The 17,795-nt window shown below is 70.0% G+C and carries 20 protein-coding genes; 8 read left to right on the top strand and 12 right to left on the bottom strand.

All coding sequences use genetic code 11. The annotated features are described in order from the left end of the window. Positions 1-194: diguanylate cyclase domain-containing protein (locus AC3WRI_RS19635; RefSeq protein WP_492293851.1), on the top strand; the 194-nt coding region annotated here is incomplete at its 5' end. A 9-nt stretch (positions 195-203) separates the two neighbouring features. Here AC3WRI_RS19635 and ubiT read toward each other — a convergent pair. Genes ubiT through ubiU form a run of 3 tightly spaced genes read right to left on the bottom strand, consistent with a single transcriptional unit; the run spans position 204 to position 2,691 of the window. Then, a complete protein-coding gene (gene ubiT, locus AC3WRI_RS19630; RefSeq protein WP_011617792.1) occupies positions 204-668 on the bottom strand; it encodes a ubiquinone anaerobic biosynthesis accessory factor UbiT in 465 nt (154 codons plus the stop codon). After that, entirely contained in the window at positions 665-1,597 is a 933-nt protein-coding gene (locus AC3WRI_RS19625; protein WP_143010686.1) for a U32 family peptidase, read from the bottom strand. Before AC3WRI_RS19625 ends, ubiT begins: the two co-directional genes overlap by 4 nt. Before the next feature lie 47 nt (positions 1,598-1,644). Beyond that, the gene (ubiU, locus tag AC3WRI_RS19620; protein ID WP_174549461.1) at positions 1,645-2,691 is read right to left on the bottom strand and encodes a ubiquinone anaerobic biosynthesis protein UbiU; all 1,047 of its coding nucleotides are present in this window, start codon (positions 2,689-2,691) and stop codon (positions 1,645-1,647) included. A 267-nt stretch (positions 2,692-2,958) separates the two neighbouring features. On the opposite strand from ubiU, the gene AC3WRI_RS19615 reads away from it, so the two are divergent. Then, the gene (locus tag AC3WRI_RS19615; RefSeq protein WP_010810649.1) at positions 2,959-4,116 is read left to right on the top strand and encodes an NAD(P)H-dependent flavin oxidoreductase; all 1,158 of its coding nucleotides are present in this window, start codon (positions 2,959-2,961) and stop codon (positions 4,114-4,116) included. 88 nt (positions 4,117-4,204) lie between these two features. Here AC3WRI_RS19615 and AC3WRI_RS19610 read toward each other — a convergent pair whose 3' ends face one another. Beyond that, on the bottom strand, positions 4,205-5,503 hold the full coding sequence (locus tag AC3WRI_RS19610; RefSeq protein WP_439669410.1) for a hypothetical protein: 1,299 nt from the start codon (positions 5,501-5,503) through the stop codon (positions 4,205-4,207). Between the two features lie 342 nt (positions 5,504-5,845). On the opposite strand from AC3WRI_RS19610, the gene AC3WRI_RS19605 reads away from it, so the two are divergent. The 4 genes from AC3WRI_RS19605 (at position 5,846) to AC3WRI_RS19590 (ending at position 9,230) form a co-directional block, all read left to right on the top strand. Next, the gene (locus AC3WRI_RS19605) at positions 5,846-7,870 is read left to right on the top strand and encodes a type IV pili methyl-accepting chemotaxis transducer N-terminal domain-containing protein (protein ID WP_058697357.1); all 2,025 of its coding nucleotides are present in this window, start codon (positions 5,846-5,848) and stop codon (positions 7,868-7,870) included. After that, positions 7,867-8,523: a response regulator gene (locus AC3WRI_RS19600; protein WP_010810652.1), complete on the top strand. Its 657-nt coding sequence runs from the start codon at positions 7,867-7,869 to the stop codon at positions 8,521-8,523. The genes AC3WRI_RS19605 and AC3WRI_RS19600 overlap by 4 nt, the downstream gene beginning before the upstream one ends. A 200-nt stretch (positions 8,524-8,723) precedes the next feature. After that, positions 8,724-8,882 (top strand): DUF3309 family protein, encoded by a 159-nt coding sequence (locus tag AC3WRI_RS19595; RefSeq protein ID WP_010810653.1) that lies wholly within the window; start codon positions 8,724-8,726, stop codon positions 8,880-8,882. Positions 8,883-9,041: 159 nt separating this feature from the next. Then, positions 9,042-9,230: a DUF3008 family protein gene (locus AC3WRI_RS19590; RefSeq protein ID WP_010810654.1), complete on the top strand. Its 189-nt coding sequence runs from the start codon at positions 9,042-9,044 to the stop codon at positions 9,228-9,230. 77 nt (positions 9,231-9,307) lie between these two features. On the opposite strand, the gene AC3WRI_RS19585 is transcribed toward AC3WRI_RS19590, so the two are convergent. From AC3WRI_RS19585 to AC3WRI_RS19575, 3 genes are all read right to left on the bottom strand, one after another. After that, the gene (locus AC3WRI_RS19585) at positions 9,308-10,027 is read right to left on the bottom strand and encodes a ParB-like protein (RefSeq protein ID WP_492293849.1); all 720 of its coding nucleotides are present in this window, start codon (positions 10,025-10,027) and stop codon (positions 9,308-9,310) included. Beyond that, positions 10,011-10,445: a hypothetical protein gene (locus AC3WRI_RS19580; RefSeq protein ID WP_010810656.1), complete on the bottom strand. Its 435-nt coding sequence runs from the start codon at positions 10,443-10,445 to the stop codon at positions 10,011-10,013. The genes AC3WRI_RS19585 and AC3WRI_RS19580 overlap by 17 nt, the downstream gene beginning before the upstream one ends. 172 nt (positions 10,446-10,617) lie before the next feature. Then, entirely contained in the window at positions 10,618-11,475 is an 858-nt protein-coding gene (locus tag AC3WRI_RS19575) for an SDR family oxidoreductase (RefSeq protein ID WP_010810657.1), read from the bottom strand. A 324-nt stretch (positions 11,476-11,799) separates the two neighbouring features. On the opposite strand from AC3WRI_RS19575, the gene AC3WRI_RS19570 reads away from it, so the two are divergent. Both AC3WRI_RS19570 and AC3WRI_RS19565 read left to right on the top strand, forming a co-directional pair. Continuing rightward, positions 11,800-12,867: a BON domain-containing protein gene (locus AC3WRI_RS19570; protein WP_011617799.1), complete on the top strand. Its 1,068-nt coding sequence runs from the start codon at positions 11,800-11,802 to the stop codon at positions 12,865-12,867. 7 nt (positions 12,868-12,874) lie between these two features. Beyond that, on the top strand, positions 12,875-13,510 hold the full coding sequence (locus AC3WRI_RS19565; RefSeq protein ID WP_010810659.1) for a ParB-like protein: 636 nt from the start codon (positions 12,875-12,877) through the stop codon (positions 13,508-13,510). A 47-nt stretch (positions 13,511-13,557) separates the two neighbouring features. Here AC3WRI_RS19565 and AC3WRI_RS19560 read toward each other — a convergent pair whose 3' ends face one another. The 5 genes from AC3WRI_RS19560 to AC3WRI_RS19540 all read right to left on the bottom strand — a co-directional run bounded on the left by AC3WRI_RS19560 (position 13,558) and on the right by AC3WRI_RS19540 (position 17,684). After that, the gene (locus AC3WRI_RS19560) at positions 13,558-14,424 is read right to left on the bottom strand and encodes an alpha/beta hydrolase family protein (protein ID WP_010810660.1); all 867 of its coding nucleotides are present in this window, start codon (positions 14,422-14,424) and stop codon (positions 13,558-13,560) included. Then, positions 14,411-15,604 (bottom strand): DUF3182 family protein, encoded by a 1,194-nt coding sequence (locus AC3WRI_RS19555; RefSeq protein ID WP_058697361.1) that lies wholly within the window; start codon positions 15,602-15,604, stop codon positions 14,411-14,413. Before AC3WRI_RS19555 ends, AC3WRI_RS19560 begins: the two co-directional genes overlap by 14 nt. 54 nt (positions 15,605-15,658) lie before the next feature. Then, entirely contained in the window at positions 15,659-16,228 is a 570-nt protein-coding gene (locus AC3WRI_RS19550) for a low affinity iron permease family protein (RefSeq protein WP_011617802.1), read from the bottom strand. Positions 16,229-16,749: 521 nt separating this feature from the next. Further along, positions 16,750-17,223 carry a PRC-barrel domain-containing protein gene (locus AC3WRI_RS19545; RefSeq protein ID WP_011617803.1) on the bottom strand — a complete coding sequence of 158 codons (474 nt, stop codon included), beginning with the start codon at positions 17,221-17,223 and terminating at the stop codon, positions 16,750-16,752. An 86-nt stretch (positions 17,224-17,309) separates the two neighbouring features. After that, positions 17,310-17,684, bottom strand: coding sequence for a hypothetical protein (locus AC3WRI_RS19540; RefSeq protein WP_492293847.1), 375 nt, complete (start codon positions 17,682-17,684; stop codon positions 17,310-17,312). Between the last annotated feature and the right edge of the window lie 111 nt (positions 17,685-17,795).

The following is a 17,795-nucleotide window of genomic DNA, read 5'->3' as shown; positions in this document are numbered from 1 at the left end:
CCCCCCCCCCCCCCCCCCCCCCCCCCCCCCCCCCCCCCACGCCGGTGCAGCCGGTGGTCACCATCAGCGTGGGCGCGGTCTGGACCGTGCCGGAAGCGCCGCGGCTGGAGCCGCTGCTGCACCGCGCCGACAGCGCTATGTACCGGGCCAAGCGCGCGGGACGCAACCGCTTCATGCTGGACGGCGACGCCTGAGCGGCACGGCTACGACGCCGCACCTGCCCGCCCCACGGTGGCGCCGTGCAAGGCCACCAGCCGCGCCGCCGCCTGGCTGACCCATGCGGGCCGCGGCGCGGCGTCGAGCCAGTACTTGACCTCCAGGCCCAGCGCGGTATCGCCGCTGATCACCAGCCGGCGCTGGAAGAACAGCGTGTCGGTATCGGCCTCGCCGCCCAGCAGGCGCAGGTAGTCGACCGCGCAGGCGCGCAGCGTCAGCTCAGCCTCGGCGTCCGCTGCCGCGGCACGAAAGCGCCCGCCTTCGCAGCGGAACGGCACGGCCAGCCCAAGGTCCTGCACCGTCAGCAGGAAGGCGTGTCCGTCCAGTGCGGCCGGTGGCTCCAGCCATCCCGCTCGGCGCGCCAGCTCCAGCGCCGCCACCAGCGGCAGCGCCCTGGCACGGGCGGGCATGCGCCGGTGCACGCCCGCGATCAGCTTGTGCAGCGCGCTCATGCCCGGGCCTCCCAGGCGATGCCCGCGCTGCCGTGCCAGTAGCCGTTGCAGGGCTGGGCGCCGGTCGGCGTGATGCCGCTGGCAGCGGGTGCCTGTTCACCAGCACGAATCGCCGCGAGCTGTTGCACCACCTGCAGCGTGCCGGACGAATGCGGGCTCACGCGCAGCATCCCCACCCCCATCCGCGCCATCGCCAACGCCTCTGCGCACAGGTCCAGGCAGGTGGCGCTCTGCGTCTGCACGCCGTTGAGCGTGAAGAACGCCTGCCCCTCGCCGGTGGCTGCCACCAGGCCGTCGGGATAGTCCATGCAGCGGAACTCGCAACTGTCCTTGCGCAGGCGATGGTGGCGCGCGGTAAAGCAGCGCGCCGAGAACGCCAGCGGCAGCCGGCCCCAGACAAAGGCTTCCAGGCGCATGCCGGTGGGGCGCGCCGCTGCCAGCGCGGCCAGTGTGGCGCCATCCATCTCCACCGGCGCGACGCAGCCGGCCGCGCCCAGCCCGGCCAGCCACGCCAGCGTATCGGCGTGGTAGACATTGAGGTGGGGGCCGCCGACAAAGGGCCGCCCTTGCATGCAGCGCACCGCGCCAAGGTCGTTGGCCTCGACCAGGTAGTCGTCCTGGGCGCAGGCGCGGCGCATCCAGGCGATGTCAGTGTCGGACTCCACCAGCACCGGCGTGGACAGCACCACCTCCTTGCCGGCATCGCGCAGCATTTGCGCAATCTCCAGCCATTGCGCATGGCGGACTTCATGGCGGCGCGTGCAGACGGTCTCGCCGAGATAGACGCGGTCGACCGGCGCATCGGCGACCGACGCATAGAACTGCATCACGGCCTCGCGCGGCCAGTAGTACAGCAGTGGGCCCAGGGCGATGCCGAAGTCGGGCATCGCTACGGTTTGCGGCATCGCGGCCGCGGCAATCTCTGGCATGGGAAGCTCCGTCATGGCCGGTTCAAGGCAGATCGATGTCATGGGTGTCACCGCCACGGCCGGTCATAGGCGCCTTGCGTGACCTGGTCGCCTTCGGCATGGCGCCCCAGCGTGCTCTGCCACTCTTGCCGCGGCACGAAGCGTGCCGGATCGGCGCAGGCCGCGTCGATGGCCGCGCGCAGCACACCGACCACATCGCCCACATAGCGCGGGCTGCGCTGCCGGCCTTCGATCTTGATGGCAGCGATGCCCATGTCGATCAGCGCCGGCAGCAGCGACAGCGCATTGAGGCTGGTGGGCTCTTCCAGCACGTAGCCGCGCTCGCCCTCCACCTCGAAGCGGCCCTTGCACAGCGTGGGATAGCCGGCCGGCTCGCCCGGCGCATAGCTGTCGATCAGGATGCCCGACAGCCGCGCCTGCATGGTGCCGTCCTGCTCGGTCCAGCGCACCGCGTGCGCGGGCGAGCAGACGCCCTTGTTGTTGGGCGAGTCGCCGGTGGCGTAGGACGACAGCAGGCAGCGCCCCTCGGCCATCACGCACAGGCTGCCGAAGCCGAACACCTCCAGCTCCACGCTGGTCTGGCGCGCCAGCTTGCCGATCTGCGCCAGCGACAGCACGCGCGGCAGCACCACGCGGCGGATATGGAAGCGCTCGCGCATCAGCTCGATGGCGTCGGCGTGCGTGGCCGAACCCTGCACCGACAGGTGCAGGCGCAAGCCCGGATGGCGCTCGCACGCATAGTCCATCAGGCCGGCGTCGGCCATGATGACCGCGTCGGCGCCAAGGTCCGCCGCCGCATCGACCGCGCGCTGCCATTGGGCCACCGCGCCCATCTGGGCAAAGGTGTTGATCGCGAACAGCACCTCGGCGCCGCGCGCGTGGGCTTCGGCCACGCCGGTGCGGATGTCGGCCTCGGTAAAGTTCAGGCCGCCGAAGTTGCGCGCGTTGGTGGCATCGCGCAGGCCCAGGTAGACCGCGTCGGCGCCGTGCTGCAGCGCCATGCGCAGGGCCGCCAGCGAACCGGCGGGCGCAACGAGCTGGGGCCGGCGCGGCACGTTCGCCGCGGTGGATGGAGCTGGGGAGGCAGGGGTCATCGGTGATGGCGCCGGCGGCGGCGCGAAGATGAAGACAGCCGCCGATGCTAGCCAAGCGCTTGCAGCAGGGGCTTGACCGCGCGCAAACCCACGCCAACCGCACACCGCCCGCGCCGGCCTATGCCGGTCGGCGTAGGCCGATGGCAGGCCACCACCGCGCGCTTGACCTGCGGCAAACGCCGGCACGTGCCGCTGTGCCACGCTTGCCCGGTCATCCACGCGGCTGGCCGCACGCCGGCCCCGCGCCCATCCTCTTCCGGAGATTTTATGAATCAACCCTGGCTCAAGCTGGCCGGCCGCCGCCTGCTGCCCATCGTGCAGGGCGGCATGGGCATCGGCATCTCGGCCCACCGGCTGGCCGGCGCCGTCGCGCGCGAGAACGGCGTCGGCACCATCGCCAGCATCGACCTGCGCCACCACCACCCCGACCTGATGGAACGCACCCGCGGCAGCCGTGACAAGCCCGCCATCGAAGCCGCCAACCTCGAAGCGCTGGATCGCGAGATCCGTGCCGCGCGCACGGCGTCCGAGGGCCGCGGGCTGATCGCCGTCAACGTGATGAAGGCGGTGGGCTCGCACGCCGCGCTGGTGCGGCAATCCTGTGAAAGCGGCGCCGATGCCATCGTCATGGGCGCTGGCCTGCCGCTGGACCTGCCCGAACTGACCGCCAGCCACCCCAGGGTGGCGCTGATCCCGATCCTGTCCGAGGCGCGCGGCATCGGCCTGGTGCTGCGCCGCTGGATGAAGAAGGGCCGCCTGCCCGATGCCATCGTGGTCGAGCATCCGGCCCATGCCGGCGGCCATCTGGGCGCGGCCAGCATCCAGGACCTGTCAGAGCCGCGCTTTTCGTTTTCGCGCGTGCTGGCCGAATGCCGCGAGCTGTTTGCGCAGCTCGGGCTGGCCTGGGACAGCATTCCGCTGATCCTGGCCGGCGGCATCGACAGCCATGCCAAGGTGCGCCACTGGCTGGGCGAGGGCGCCGCCGCGGTGCAGCTGGGCACGGCCTTCGCCGTGACCGAGGAATGCGATGCCCACCCGGCCTTCAAGCAGGTGCTGGCCACGGCGCGGCCCGAGACCCTGCGCGAGTTCACCAGCGTGGCCGGGCTGCCCGCGCGCGCCGTGCTGACGCCGTGGCTGTCGCGCTACCTGTCGAGCGAGTCGCGGCTGCAGCGCCGCGCCAGGCCGCGTGAATGCCTGGAGGGCTTCGACTGCCTGCAGGCGTGCGGGCTGCGCGACGGCATTGCCCGCATCGGCCAGTTCTGCATCGACCTGAAGCTGGCGCAGGCCGTGCGCGGCGACGTGGAGCGCGGCCTGTTCTTCCGCGGCCGGGGTGCGCTGCCCTTCGGCGAGGCGATCCGGCCGGTGGCGGAGCTGATGCACTATCTGTTGACGGGGGAAAAGCCCGCCGGGCTGGCACCAGCCTGACGGCAACAGCTTCAGCAATCTGAGCGAGCCAACTCGCAAGGCCGGCAAGTGCAACGGGCGCCGCACACCCGCAGCAGGAAAGACTTTGTCAGCAATCTGAGCGCGGCGGTAATCCGCCGCGCTTCTTCATCTCCCGCATGCATCGCAACGCTCCCAGCAGTTGCCACCCCAGCCACGCATTGGCGCCCGCCAGCAGCACGCCGCCAGCGCGGGCCAGCGGCGCCGGCGCCAGCGGCACCGCCAGCAGCAGGACGTAGGCAGCCAGCAGCAGCCATGCCTGCCGCCGTTGCCGGCCCGGCACGATGATGGCCTGCATGGCCGGCACCCGCGCGCGCGGCGGCAGCAGCCGGCGCAGGTGCAGCCAGGCCAGGAACGGCACGATCTTGCCGAGCATGGCCGTGACCGGCAGCACGCCCACGCCGACCAGCGCCATGGTGCCGGCCCACCATGCCAGCGGCAGCCCGGTGGCGGGCAGCACCACGGCCGCCGCCCCCAGCAGCGCCGCGCCTGCCATGCTGGCGCATGCCACCGGCCAGAGCAGCCACAGCGGATCATGGCGCCGCCGCGCGCGCAGCGTGCCGGCCAGCCCGCATGCGCCCACCACCGCCACGAACGCCAGCCACACGAGCAGCACGCCATACGCCAGCGCACGGTGATCCGGCCACAGCATTGCCGCGGCGCTGAACAGCGCCAGCGGCAACCAGTGCGCCATGGGCAGCCAGCGCCCGATCGCCGCCGGCAGGCGTGGCACCTGCCAGAACATCGGCAGCACGGTGGTGGCCACGCCGGTCACTAGCGCCGCCAGCCAGCCGCCCAGCGCCCACGCCATATGCAGGCCGAGCCAGCGCGCCACCGGCACGCGCCACCAGCCGCCGAAGGCGCCGGCCAGCACCATGCCGCACAGCACCGCGACCATCAGCGGCGCGCCGATGCCGGCAAGGGTGCGCGTGGTGGCATCCACTGCGGCCACGCGCCGGCCCGCAGCCAGCAGGATGGCCCCGGCCAGCAACAGGATCACGGCCACGGCCGCAGCCGCCTGCATCGCCACAGGCTCGCCGCCGAGCAGGCCAATGCCCAGGGCGGTGGCCACGCCCGCGCCGGCTGCGGCCATGAACGGCGCAAGCAGCCCCGCACCCGGCACGGCCACGCCGGCCACCACCGGCATCATCTGGAACAGCGCGCCCACCATGACCGGCAGCAGCATGCCCAGCGCCAGCACATGCACCGCCACCAGCGCCAGTGGCGCAAAGCGGTCCGGCAAGCCGCCGGGCGGACCGGCGGCAAGCAAGACTCCCGCCGCAGCACCAAGCCACGGCGCCGGCATCAGGCAGCCGAACACCACGGCCAGGCGCGGGGCGCGTTCATAGTCGAAACTGGCTGCCTTCACGCCTTGCTTCTCCCCATCAATGTTGGGACCCGATGCTAGGCCAGGGCAGGTCGTGGGGATTTGACCGCAGATAAGTCCGACGATGTATCCCCGCGCCATGCGCTGGAGCGATATGTCACGACGTGACAGGCCTGGTGTGTGGGCGGTATTCCCCGCAAATGACAAGCCGATGCGCCGCCGGCCGCACATGCCAGACGCCGAAGCCGGGTTTTCTTGATCTGGCGCAGGAAGCCCCGCGTGCTGCGCAGGGAAAATTGCCCTCGATGCCAGCGCGCAGCCATGCACGCGCCGGCCGCCGGGCCACCACCCGGCTTCCCCCGACTGGTAGCCCCCGATACCGCCATGTTCCGAACCGATCCTCCAGCCGCCAGCGCCGCGGCGGACTTCCGCGCCGCCGGCCTGCCGGCGCTGCGCGACCGCCTCTCCACCCGCATCATCTCGCTCTCGCTGGCCGTGCTGCTGGTGGTGCTGGGCATGATTGCCGGCACGCTGTGGCTGTCATGGAAGCTGGAGGGCGCGGGTGCCGCCATCAATGACGCCGGCAGCCTGCGCATGCGCGCCAACCGCGTGGCGATCGAACTGACGCTGGCGCAGGCGCGCCAGGACAATGCACTGGCCGAGCAGGTGCAGGCGCTGGACGCCACGCTGGCCCTGCTCAGGAAAGGCGACGCGGCGCGCCCGCTGTTCCTGCCGGACGAACCCGCCATCCATGCCCAGATGACCCGTGTCACGCAGGGCTGGCAACAACGTCTGCGCCCGCTGGCGGTAGCCGGAACGGGCGAGCACGCAGCGCCGGCAAGCTATATCGCCGCACTGCCCGGCTTCGTCGCGCAGGCCGATCGCCTGGTTGGCATGATCGAGCATGACAGCGCGCGCAAGACCGACTGGCTGCGCTTGTCGCAGATCGCGCTGGCGGCAATGGCCTGCGTCGGCACCGTGGCCGTGATCTACCTGCTCTACCTGTGGATCATCCTGCCGGTGCTGCGGCTGCAGGACGGCCTGCGGCGCATGGCCGCGCGCGAGTTCTCGCTGCGCCTGCCGGTGGAAAGCCGCGACGAGTTCGGCACCCTCAGCGAAGGCTTCAACCGCATGGCCGGCGAACTGCAGGGGCTGTACCACGACCTGGAGACGCGCGTGGCACAGAAGACCGCCGAGCTGGAACGCCAGAACCGCGACCTGGAGACGCTCTACGACATGGCCGCCTTCCTGAACCAGGCCGCCGATGCCGAGGCCATGGCGCGCGGCTTCCTGGAACGCGTGATGCGCCAGTTCGATGCCGATGGCGGCAGCGTGCGCGTGCTGGACAGCCGCCATGGCAGGATGCACCTGCTGGCAGCCGCCGGCCTGCCGGCCGCGCTGGCAGAATCCGAATCCTGCGCGGCGGCCAACGCCTGCCATTGCGGCGACGCCACGCGCGAGGCCGTGGTCGCCATCGTCGACCTGCGCGCGGCGCAGCGCCAGGGCGCCGCCGGGGATGCCACGCCCTGCAGCCGCAACGGCTTCCAGTCGCTGGCGGCCTTCCGCATCGAAAGCCAGCGCGGCGCCACCGGCGTGTTCGCGCTGCACTTCCGCACGCCGCGCGCGCTGCCCCCGTCAGACCGCCAGATGCTGGAAACACTGGGCCAGCACCTTGGCACCGCGCTGGAACACCTGCGCCTGTCCGCGACCGCGCGCCAGCTGGCGGTGGTGGAAGAGCGCAACCTGGTGGCGCAGGGCCTGCACGACAGCATTGCCCAGGGCCTGAACTACCTGAACCTGCAGGTGCAGCTGCTCGACGCCGCGGTCGAACGCGACGACCTGGCCGAGACCCGTGAGATCGTGCCGATGCTGCGCCACGGCGTGGAAGAGAGCTACCAGGACGTGCGCGAACTGCTGAACAACTTCCGCTCGCGGCTCGGCACCGGCGAGCTGCGACCGGCGGTGGAAGAGACCGTGGGCCGCTTTCGGCGCCAGTGCCGCACCGAGGCCACGCTCGCCATTGACGAGAGCGGCGGCGCCTGGCCGCTGGCGCCGGAGCAGCAGCTGCAGGTGCTGTTCATCCTGCAGGAGGCGCTCTCCAATGTGCGCAAGCACGCCATGGCGGCGCACGTGGCGGTGGCGCTCAGCCACGGCCGCGATTTCCGGCTGGTGGTGCAGGACGACGGCGAGGGCTTCGATCCGGAGGAAATCGCCACGCGCGCCGAAGCGCATATCGGCCTGAACATCATGCGCGAGCGCGCGGCGCGGCTGGGGGCGCAGCTGCACGTGCAGGCCCGCCCCGGCCACGGCGTGCGCATCGAACTGGTGCTGCCCGCCGGCCGCTCTTCCGGCGCCCGCGAGTTCGCCGACACCCGCCCCGCCCCCACGACCACCGAGACCCAGCCATGACCATCCGCATCCTGCTGATCGACGACCACACCCTGTTCCGCTCCGGCATCCGTGCGCTGCTGCAGCGGCAGGCCGACTTCGAGATCGTCGACGAAGCCGCCGACGGCGTGGAAGGCATCAAGCGCGCCAAGCAGCACCGTCCCGACGTGATCCTGCTGGACCTGAACATGCCCGGCCTGTCCGGCCTGGAGGCCCTGCAGCTGCTGGTGGAAGACCTGCCGCGGACCGCCGTGATCGTGCTGACCGTGTCCGAGGAAGCCGAGGAACTGGCTGCCGCGCTGCGCGGCGGTGCGCGCGGCTACCTGATCAAGAATATCGAGACCGAGGCGCTGATCGCCGGCATCCGCCGTGCCGCGGCCGGCGAGCCGGTCATCTCCGACAGCATGACCGCCAAGCTGGTGGCCCAGTTCCGCGCTCCCGCACCGGTGGCCGCGGCGCGCCAGGACGAAGCGCCGCGGCTGACCGCGCGCGAGCGCGAGATCGTGCAGGGCCTGGCGCGCGGCGAAAGCAACAAGGAGATCGCGCGCGACCTGGGCGTGGCGGAAAGCACGGTGAAGATCCACGTGCAGAACATCCTGAAGAAGCTGAACCTGGCCAGCCGCGTGCAGGTGGCCGTCTATGCCGTCGAACACGGGCTGAACGCAGCGTGCTGAACGCGGCGCAGTGACCGCCACGACAGCCCTGCATGTTGCGCGCCCGACACCCCAACGTCGTCCGATTCCTACAGCGATTTCAGCCCTAGTCCGGGGGGACGCCGGCGCCCCCTGATCTAGGCTGAACTGTAAGCAGTTGGCTCTCCGAGGCCACCCGGTCCGGAAGCCCGGCTTGCCAGATCCACAACAAGGAGCACGCCATGGGAATCGGCACCATTCTCCTGATCATCCTTATCCTGCTGCTGATCGGCGCGTTGCCGGCCTGGCCCTACAGTTCCGGCTGGGGCTACTGGCCTAGCGGCGGCCTGGGCCTGATCGTCCTGATCGTGGTGCTGCTCGTGGTGCTTGGCCGGATCTAGCGTTCCCGGCCAGCCTGCGGGCAACGCACGCCGGCTGGCGCACGCAGCGGCGCCAGCGCGGGGCTACCCTTGTCGCTGCCGCGCCGGCGCCCTATAACGAAGCGCGGGCGTGTGCCACCGCATCGCCCGGTTCCTTCCCCCATTTGCAAGGAGACCCAGATGCCAGCCAAATCCAAGGCGCAACAGCAGGCCGCGGGAGCGGCGCTCTCCGCAAAGCGCGGCGAAAAGAAGGCCGGATCGCTCAAGGGACCTTCCCGCTCGATGTATAAATCGATGAGCGAGAAGGAGCTCGACAAGATGGCTTCGACCAAGACCAAGGGCATGCCGAAGCACAAGTCAGACAGTTGATCGGCAAGCTTGCTCACTCTCCCGCCCGTGGGCGAGCGAGCAAGCCCAAGCGGGCTGCCAGGGTCAGCCACCACCTGCTATCTGGCACCGCCCTTCTTTCCCCCGACCCTCCCCCTCGCCGGCCCGCCGCAATAGCCGGGCAAACGTCTTGCCCGGGCGCTGCGCGCCAGCCGGATCGACTCCGCCAGCGCCAGCCCGAATCCCGCAACGCTGCCCAGGTCCTGTTCCACCCGCTCGCGCAGGAAGGCGGCCCAGGAGAAATCGCCGGCAGCGCTGCCAGGCTTGCGGTAAGCCCCGGCCTCGCGCGCAAAGGCCGCCAGGCTGCGATAGGGATCGTCGCGCATGCCCCGCACAGTGGGCGGCAGCGCCGTCGGGCCCAGCAGCTTGCCGTGCTCGTCGTAGGGATGGACATGGCCGAGACGGCGCATCCGTTTCCAGAACGCCGACGGGCTCAGGCGGCTGAAGTCATGCAGCACGCGCACGGGTGCCTGCTCGTAGCCGAGATCCAGCCACGCCCGCGCCCAGTGATGGTGATCGATGATATAGAGGCTGCCGCCCGGCCCGGCCACGGTCTTGACGCGATGGCGGCGCATGAAGCGCCGCAGCGCCGCGTGGTCGTCCGGGTTCGCGTGGCGCTGCGTGACATCCATCTTGTAGCTGACGTGGGCATAACCGAGCGTCAGCTGGGTCGGGCGCAGGCGAGCCAGTTCGGCAACGGCGTTGCCTCGCGCGCTGCGCGGCGTGCCTGGTTCAGCGCTGTCGGCTGCGGCGACGCGGCGCTCAGTCGTTCTCGGCACGCTTCTGGTCGACGAAGTGCTCAAGCTCGCTGCCCGGGTCTTCGTTGCCGGTGCTCTCTTCGGCAACCGCCTCGCGTGCGAGCGGGCGTGGCCAGTACTCACCCTCGCCGCCGCGTATGGGCTCGCCGTGGCGGGCGGGATTGAAATCCGTCCACTGGCCGCATTCCCAGTTGCCTTGCGCGCATTCCAGTGCGCTCGCCCCGGCTTCACGCAGCACGTCCACGGCAACGGAATCGAGGCCGTTGTTGACGCATGCCGCCAGCATGACGCGGTCCACCGCGCCGCTTTCCGGCGCACTGTCCGGCCCCACCGACATGATGGATACGTCCCACACGGAGAAGCCGCGCGAGAACAGGGTACGTGCCACGTCTTCGGCGCTGGCAATCGAATCGAAACGTCCGGCTACGATCGATGACATGATGACTGACTCCCATGATGGTGGCGATGGTCATGACTGCTGTCATCCACATTGCAAGAGCCACGCCTGCGCCTGCTGTGCGGCACGCCGCGCGCACGGCCTGCATGGCGCGCACGCCGGCGTGCAATATTTGCAAAGGCGGCCCCGGAACTACATGCCCCGCCCTGGCGCCTCAGCCGTTGACGACCTCGCCGCCGTTGATGTGCAGGATCTGCCCGGTGATATAGCTGGCCGCGTCGGACGCCAGGAATACAAAGCCCGCCGCCACCTCGAACGGTTGTCCCGGGCGGCCCATCGGCGTCTTCTTGCCAAACTCGGCCACTTCCTCCGCGGTGAAGGTCGACGGGATCAGCGGTGTCCAGATCGGGCCCGGCGCGACGCCGTTGACACGGATGCCGCGCTCGACCACCTGCAGCGCCAGGGAACGCGTGAACGATACGATCGCACCCTTGGTGGCGGAATAATCCAGCAGGTGCTTGCTGCCGCGATACGCGGTCACCGAAGTGGTGTTCAGTATTGACGCGCCCGACTTCAGGTGCGGCAGCACCGCGCGCGTCAGGTGGAACATCGCAAACACATTGGTGCGGAAGGTGGCCTCCACCTGGCTGGCGTCGACCTCTTCCAGCGAGGCCTTGGAGTGTTGCTCGGCGGCGTTGTTGACCAGGATGTCGAGCTTGCCGTACTGCTGCAACGCCTGTCGCGCCACGGCCTCGGCATGCGCGCGGTCGGCGAGGTCGCCGGCGATTGCCAGGCATTTGCGGCCCGCCCCCTCCACCAGCTCGACGGTCTCGCGCGCATCGGCATGCTCATCGAGATAGGCGATGGCGACATCGGCGCCTTCACGCGCAAAGGCCACCGCAATGGCCCGGCCGATGCCGCTGTCGCCGCCGGTAATCAGCGCCGCGCGCCCGCGCAGGCGGCCGCTGCCGACATAGTCGTCAGCGCCGCTGTCCGGCTGCGGCCGCATGGCGGACTCCAGGCCAGGTTGTCGCGACTGGTGCTGGGGCGGGATGCTGGTCGGTGTGGACATGGCTGGCTCCTGTCTGCGCGGCCGCATCGCGGCCCTTGCAGGTGCCGCGCAAATTCCATGCCGCAAACGGCGAGCCCGGGCCACGCCGCGGCCCGCGGCCGTGGCTGACACGCCGCCCGTAACCCTTACATCGCCCGGCAATCCTTACAGCGATCCGGGACGGCCAGCCCGCCTGGCCCCCGCGCGCGCGTCGGGGCACGGATATTGCGGCCATTGCAGGCATGAACATCACCGGCCCGGCGCGCCTGCGGCGGTTGCCGCACGGGCCCGCCGCACCTGGCAGTGCGGCGGAGGACGCCCGGGCCCCACAGCCAGGAGGCAACCATGTTCAACTTCCGCAACGAGCGCAGCCGCAGCGGCCCCCGCAGCGGCAGCGAAACGCAGCGCCGCGAGCGCGGCCCGGCGCAACGGACGCGCGACCAGGGCCGGGGCAGCGGCTCGGAGGACTGGGGACAGGAATGGGGCGAGGACTGGCGCGGCGACAGCAGCGGCCAATCCGCGCCTCCGGGCCGCGAACGCGAGTCCGATCTCCATGGCGGCCCGTGGTACCAGCAGGGCACGCCTGCCGGCCAGCGCCGCGGCAGTTGGGGCGAACCGGGCTATGGCGCGGCCGACACGGGCGGCACCGGCCATCCGTACAGCAGCGGCTATGGTGGCTACCGGCCGGCCCCGCAGGACAGCGGCTACCGCAGCGAAGAACGCGAATCGGGCTATGGCTACCGCGATGAAGACCGCTTCGGCCCGCGCGGACGCCGCAGCGAACTCAGCGATGAGGATGACCCGCGCCAGCCTGGCCGCGGCTGGCACGGTGGTGAAGAAGAATGGGGTGAACGCGGCGGCCGCGCCATGCACTGGCGCGAAGGCATGGAACGCGACCGCGCGCAGCGCGCCGGGCAGCCGAGCTATGGCGGCGGCTATTTTGGCGATGCCGGCAGCGGTGGCCAGTCGTACAGCGGCGGCCAGCGTGTGTACCCGGATGATCCGGGCTACCGGCGCCACGCGTCCTATACGGCGCAAGCGGGAGCGCCAGGCGGCCAGCGCGCCGGGCGCCGTCCGGTCGGCCCCAAGGGCTACCGCCGCGCCGATGAGCGCGTACGCGAGGATGTGTGCGAACGCCTGGCGATGAACCCCTATGTCGATGTCCACGATGTCAGCGTGGAAGTGGCCAACGGCGTGGTGACGCTGGACGGCACCGTGCGCGAGCGCCGCGAGAAGTACGTGATCGAGGACATTGCCGATGCCGTGTTCGGCGTCACCGAGGTGAATAATCACCTGCGCGTGCAGCGCCAGCCAGGCGCCGCGTGGGCGGCGGGCTCCGAGGTCGGCGGCGACGATGCGGCCGGCACCGATACTTCGGGGATCTCGCCTGAGCGCACGCTGAACAAGAGTTGATGCGCCCATGCGCCGCCAGCCTCGCAAGCTGTGCCCGGACAGCAAGCTGATGGTGCCGCTGGATGCCCTGCGTCCCACCCAGATCACGGTAGGCGGCTACCACGTCGCGCAGAAGGTCCATGTCACCCGGCGCGTGCCACCGGAGGACCGCGCCGCGTTCCTGGACCGGCACCGCGTACACCTGGTGATCGGTCCGGAACAGGCCCTGTACGTGGTCGATCACCATCACTGGGTGCGCGCCTGGCACGATCTGGGGCTCACCCATGTGCCGGGCGTGGTGCGCGCCGACCTGAGCGACATGGACGTGCCGGCGTTCTGGCGCCACATGGTGGCCGAGCACATGGTCCACCCTTACGACGAACACGGGCGCCGCCGTCCGCTGACGGAACTGCCTGCCGGCATCCACGACATGCGCGACGACCCGTATCGCAGCCTCGAGGCCTTCGTGCAGCTGGCCGGCGGCTATCGCAAGGTCAAGACCGCCTATATGGATTTCCGCTGGGCCGACTATTTCCGCCGCCACGTGGCGGGCCCGTTCGACACCCCGCATCACTTTGCCATCGCGCTGGCGCAGGCGTTCCGGCTGGCCCACGCCGCGGGCGCGCGCGGCCTGCCGGGCTACATCGGCCCATTGGGGTGCTGAGCCGGTTCAGCTGTCCTGGCCTGCTGCCATCGACATGGCGCAAGCCGCTATTGGGCGCCGGATACCGCCGCCGGCACGCTTGCGGACTCGGCCTGCGGCATGCCCGGCTCGCCGGTGGCCGCCTGCGGTGCGGGCCGCTCCGCGGGCCGCTCGGCGCGCTCGGCGCTGACCGGGCCGGCGCGCGCGACGGTGATCATCTCGCGCAGCCAGTTGACCAGCAGGCTGCTGTAGCCGCGCTGGCTTTCCTCTTCCGTCAGGCCGTGGTCGGCACCCTTGATCACGCGGTAGGTCATGGAGCTGGCGTGCACGCAGGCATCCACGTAGCTCATCACCGCGGCGTGCGGCACCACCTGGTCGTGCTCGGATTCGATCACCAGCACGTCGCCGGCAAATTCCGCGCAAGCGCGCAGGGCGCGGTTGCTCTCGGGCGGCACCACGCTGCGCCGGTAGGCCACCAGGTCCTGTTCGCGATGCAGCTGGCGCTTGGGCAGTTCCCAGCCCGAGTCCATGTACAGCGCCGGCGCGCGGAACGCCATCCAGCGCACCTGGCGCAGCGTGCTCAGCAGCGCAGCCAGGTAGCCGCCGTAGCTGCTGCCCACCACCGCGATGGCGTTGCGGTCCACTTCGGGCTGGCGCACCAGCACATCGTAGGCGGCCACCACGTCGGCCAGGTTGCGCATGCGGCTGACGGTCTCGTATTGCGCCTGGGTGCCGGCGTGCCCGGTCAGGTCGAAGGTCAGGCAGACGCAGCCCAGCCCTGCCACCTTGCGCGCGCGGGCCAGGTATTGCTGCTGGCTGCCGCCCCAGCCGTGGACAAACAGCACGCCCGGCAGCCTGGTTTGCGGGCTGATCAGGGTGCCGGCAATGGTGCCGCCTTCGCTTTCTATCTGCAGCAGGTCTTCATGCGTTGCCATCGGAATCAGGCTCCAGTCGTGCGTATTTGGTCAACGGACCGGCGTGCCGGTCTTCTCCCTGGAAGTAGATCTCGGCGTCGTCCGGCACGCGCACGCCCTTGCCATAGACCTCGCGCGTGGCAGCCACCACGCGGGCGCGGCGCGGATCCTCGCGCAGCGCGGCCAGCGCCGCCAGTTCGGCGCCGGTCGCGCCGCCCACCCGCCAGGACTGTTCCAGCACGCCCCCAAGCACCTGCCCGTGGCCGGCGCTGCCCGCGGGCGGGCCGAAGGCGACGTCGTAGTTGCAGCGCGACAGCACCATGTTCCCGGCATCGCCATAGCACGCGAGCGCGGCTTCGTGGTACACCATCGCGGCCCGCACCGCGGCCAGCGTGCGCGCGTCGAACGGGTGCCGCAGCAGCGCCTCGAGGCCGCCGCGCACCATCGTCAGCGTCGAGCCACCATAGACCTTCTGCCCGTGGTTGTTGGCAGTGAGCCCTTGCGTGCCGCAATAGCTGGCCCGCAGGCCCGCCAGTTCCACCTGCCCCACGCTGTAGGTCTGCGGCGCGTCCAGGTCGCGCTCCGCCACCAGGCCATGGGCTTCCACCACGTCGGGCGCCATCGCGGCAAGCGCCTCGTCCAGCGAGCGTTCGTCGTGGACCACGCGCTGGCCCAGCCCGCCGACGCCATACGGTTCTTTCAGCCGTACCGGCCCCAGCGCCAGCAGGCGCATTGCCGCAATCCGCGCGTCGCCGAGCGTGAAGGCGGTGAAGCCCGGCAGGGTAGCGCCCACCACGCGCCGCACAAAGTCCTCGGACCAGCCCTGCGGTGCTGCCGCGCCGGGTGCCACGAGGCCGTGCGTGATCGCCTTGGTGGCCACGAAGGCGTAAGGCACCACCCCGCCAAACAGGTCGCCCGCGCCCCGCACGCCGAGGTCCTGGGCCAGCTTGCGCCCCACCAGCGTCTGCGCGGGCACCAGGTACGGCACAGGCAGCCCCGCATCAGGCGCGGCGTAGGCGCCTGCAAAGGTGAGACCCGCGATGTCGGCGACCTTGCGGGCAATATTGGCAAGGGTCGTGCCATGGTGGCTGTCGGCCTTGCCCAGGGTCTCGCAACCGTAGACCATCACCGCGCGGCTGCGCGCCGGCAGGTTGCCCGGGGCGGCGCGCTTTTGATTCGTTGCCTTGCTCGGTTCGGACACGGGCGGCTCCTTGCTGGTGGCTGTCGCTCGATGGAATGGAAGGGGCCGCATGGGCTAAGAGCTGGGTGCCACGGTGGGTGAGCGGCTCCCGGCATCGCTGCCGTCCAGCCGGCGCCCGCGCGCTGCGCGCGCCTGCCGCTTGGCGGCGTGGTTCTCGCGCGCCTCGTCCAGCGAATGGCTCGACTTGATACCGTCTTCCTTGTCAGCCAGCTCGGCCAGGTGGCGATAGAAGGTCACCAGCTGGCGCAGCTCTTCCTCGTCCAGGTCCTCGATCGACACCAGCATATTGCTGGCTTCGCGGTGCGAGGCGAGCAGTTCATTGAGCTTCAGGTGGACCGCGACCGCGTCCTTGTTCTGGCTCTGCTGAATCAGGAACACCATCAGGAAGGTGACGATGGTGGTGCCGGTATTGATGACCAGTTGCCAGGTCTCGGAATAGGAAAACAATGGGCCGGTGATGGCCCACGCGGCCACCACACCGACGGCCAGCACGAATGCGATCGGCGATCCGGCCTGGCGCGTGGCCGCGCCGGCGAAGCGGTCAAAGGCATGCAGCACGCCGGAATGCTTGCCGGACCCGGGTCGATGGTCAATGGCTGGCGGGATTGGGCTGGAATTGTTCATTGTTGGCGCTCCCACAGCGTGTGGCTGTTTGTGACTGGCGTCATTTGGTTGGTTTTTTGGCACTTGGCAAGCGCTGCTGTTTCGCCGGCGTAGCCGGCGAGTTACTTTTTGTCCGAGCGACAGAAAATAACCAAAGAACGCGTCGCCTATGCGGCTGGCAATCAGTTCCACGGTGTTGGTGGTACGCACGGTGCTGCTTGCCGATTGGGCGTGGTTGCCCGTTCGACCCTGCTACGCCATGTGAGTCAGTGACAGTGCCTGCGTTAACCCACTATTGAACGATCCCCATGCAGGGCATAGGCCGCCTGCTGCCAGCCATATCGCGGGGACGCCTACGGCTGCTACGCAGGCCCAAAATGCGTTGACGGTCATTGGGCGCTTGCGCGAAGCGCAGCCGAAGGCGTTGATGCGATGTCGCTTGAGAGCGCGGGCCACCGCCCGACTCCGGCGAAACAGCGGCGCTTGCCAAGAATGACGAGCGACCGCATGGCGCCAACCCAAGAGCCAACGCCCACTCCTCATCACCTCCTCTTATCATCCCAAGGGTCATACCGATCCGCCTCCCAATAAGGCGAAATCCCGTAATACTGGTGAATGCTGGTCGCCCACTGCGAATCCGCCATGCTGGGCCAGTGGTCCTTGTCAAACCCCGGCGCGGCCTTGAGCCGATCCCTTTCAACACCAAGCACAAAACACTTGCGCCGCGTATCGAGCGTGAGCGCCGACCACGGCAAGGCGAAGAGTTTTTCACCAATGCCAAGGAAGCCGCCCATGGCCAGCACCGCGTAGGCCACGCGCCCACCCAGCACGTCGATCATGATGTGGTCGATGGTGCCGATATCGTCGCCGGCGGGGTCAACCACCTTGTTGCCCTCGAGCGTGTCGGCTGCCATCACGAATGGGCCAGGGCCCGGGGAATCGCGGTCGATGCCGCCGACGATGGATGCGCCGTGCGGCGGCCGTTCTTCAGGGGGCTCAGGTTGGACTCGGGTCATGGCTATCTCCGTTTGGCGGGCCGCGGCGCGGGGCCCTGGGTAGAATCCCGCCGCGGCACCTGGACTCAGGGTTGCGGAAATGCGCTTCAGCGCTTGCTGGCCGACCCCTTGCGCTGGCTGGCCGGCTTGGCGCCCACGGGCTGCTCTTCACTGCCCCGTTTGAGCTTCCAGTCGACATCGTCGCGCGCGGTCTGCGTCTTCTTCTCGGCGTGCATGGCTGCGCTCGGCGAGATCGGGTCGCTGGCCGGGAACGTCATCTCCAGCGAGTCGTCCACGGCGGCCTGGTAGGTCTTGGCTTCCTTGCCCCGTTGCTTGTCGCCTGCGGCGGCCTTGCTGCCTGCGTGGGCCTTGCCCGCGGATGGCCCGCTCATGCGGGCAGCCAGGGACTTGTCGGATTTCGCGCCGGACGGCTTGTGAGCAACCTGCGCGGCCTTGTCGGATTTGCGGCTGGCTTTGGGCATGGTTGTACCCTCCTTGGTTGGGTCATTCATCCATGCAAGGCGCGGGCCAGAAACGGGAAAGGACAGGAGAGTGGCGGGGGAGCGGTGCGGGCGCTGCCGTGACGCCGCAGG

It is taken from the genome of Cupriavidus sp. FW305-27 (assembly GCF_058787995.1).
Note: the sequence above shows the minus strand (reverse complement) of the source record. Positions and strands in the feature narration are given on the sequence as shown.

What these genes read in the sequence shown, in the direction of transcription:
- AC3WRI_RS19625 (WP_143010686.1), bottom strand. Translation starts at nt 1,597, where the DNA reads ATGCCAGAGATTGCCGCGGCCGCGATGCCGCAAACCGTAGCGATGCCC.
- AC3WRI_RS19615 (WP_010810649.1), top strand. Translation starts at nt 2,959, where the DNA reads ATGAATCAACCCTGGCTCAAGCTGGCCGGCCGCCGCCTGCTGCCCATC.
- AC3WRI_RS19605 (WP_058697357.1), top strand. Translation starts at nt 5,846, where the DNA reads ATGTTCCGAACCGATCCTCCAGCCGCCAGCGCCGCGGCGGACTTCCGC.
- AC3WRI_RS19580 (WP_010810656.1), bottom strand. Translation starts at nt 10,445, where the DNA reads ATGTCATCGATCGTAGCCGGACGTTTCGATTCGATTGCCAGCGCCGAA.
- AC3WRI_RS19540 (WP_492293847.1), bottom strand. Translation starts at nt 17,684, where the DNA reads ATGCCCAAAGCCAGCCGCAAATCCGACAAGGCCGCGCAGGTTGCTCAC.
- ubiU (WP_174549461.1), bottom strand. Translation starts at nt 2,691, where the DNA reads ATGACCCCTGCCTCCCCAGCTCCATCCACCGCGGCGAACGTGCCGCGC.
- AC3WRI_RS19550 (WP_011617802.1), bottom strand. Translation starts at nt 16,228, where the DNA reads ATGAACAATTCCAGCCCAATCCCGCCAGCCATTGACCATCGACCCGGG.
- AC3WRI_RS19560 (WP_010810660.1), bottom strand. Translation starts at nt 14,424, where the DNA reads ATGGCAACGCATGAAGACCTGCTGCAGATAGAAAGCGAAGGCGGCACC.
- AC3WRI_RS19590 (WP_010810654.1), top strand. Translation starts at nt 9,042, where the DNA reads ATGCCAGCCAAATCCAAGGCGCAACAGCAGGCCGCGGGAGCGGCGCTC.
- AC3WRI_RS19600 (WP_010810652.1), top strand. Translation starts at nt 7,867, where the DNA reads ATGACCATCCGCATCCTGCTGATCGACGACCACACCCTGTTCCGCTCC.
- AC3WRI_RS19565 (WP_010810659.1), top strand. Translation starts at nt 12,875, where the DNA reads ATGCGCCGCCAGCCTCGCAAGCTGTGCCCGGACAGCAAGCTGATGGTG.
- AC3WRI_RS19575 (WP_010810657.1), bottom strand. Translation starts at nt 11,475, where the DNA reads ATGTCCACACCGACCAGCATCCCGCCCCAGCACCAGTCGCGACAACCT.
- AC3WRI_RS19595 (WP_010810653.1), top strand. Translation starts at nt 8,724, where the DNA reads ATGGGAATCGGCACCATTCTCCTGATCATCCTTATCCTGCTGCTGATC.
- ubiT (WP_011617792.1), bottom strand. Translation starts at nt 668, where the DNA reads ATGAGCGCGCTGCACAAGCTGATCGCGGGCGTGCACCGGCGCATGCCC.
- AC3WRI_RS19570 (WP_011617799.1), top strand. Translation starts at nt 11,800, where the DNA reads ATGTTCAACTTCCGCAACGAGCGCAGCCGCAGCGGCCCCCGCAGCGGC.
- AC3WRI_RS19545 (WP_011617803.1), bottom strand. Translation starts at nt 17,223, where the DNA reads ATGACCCGAGTCCAACCTGAGCCCCCTGAAGAACGGCCGCCGCACGGC.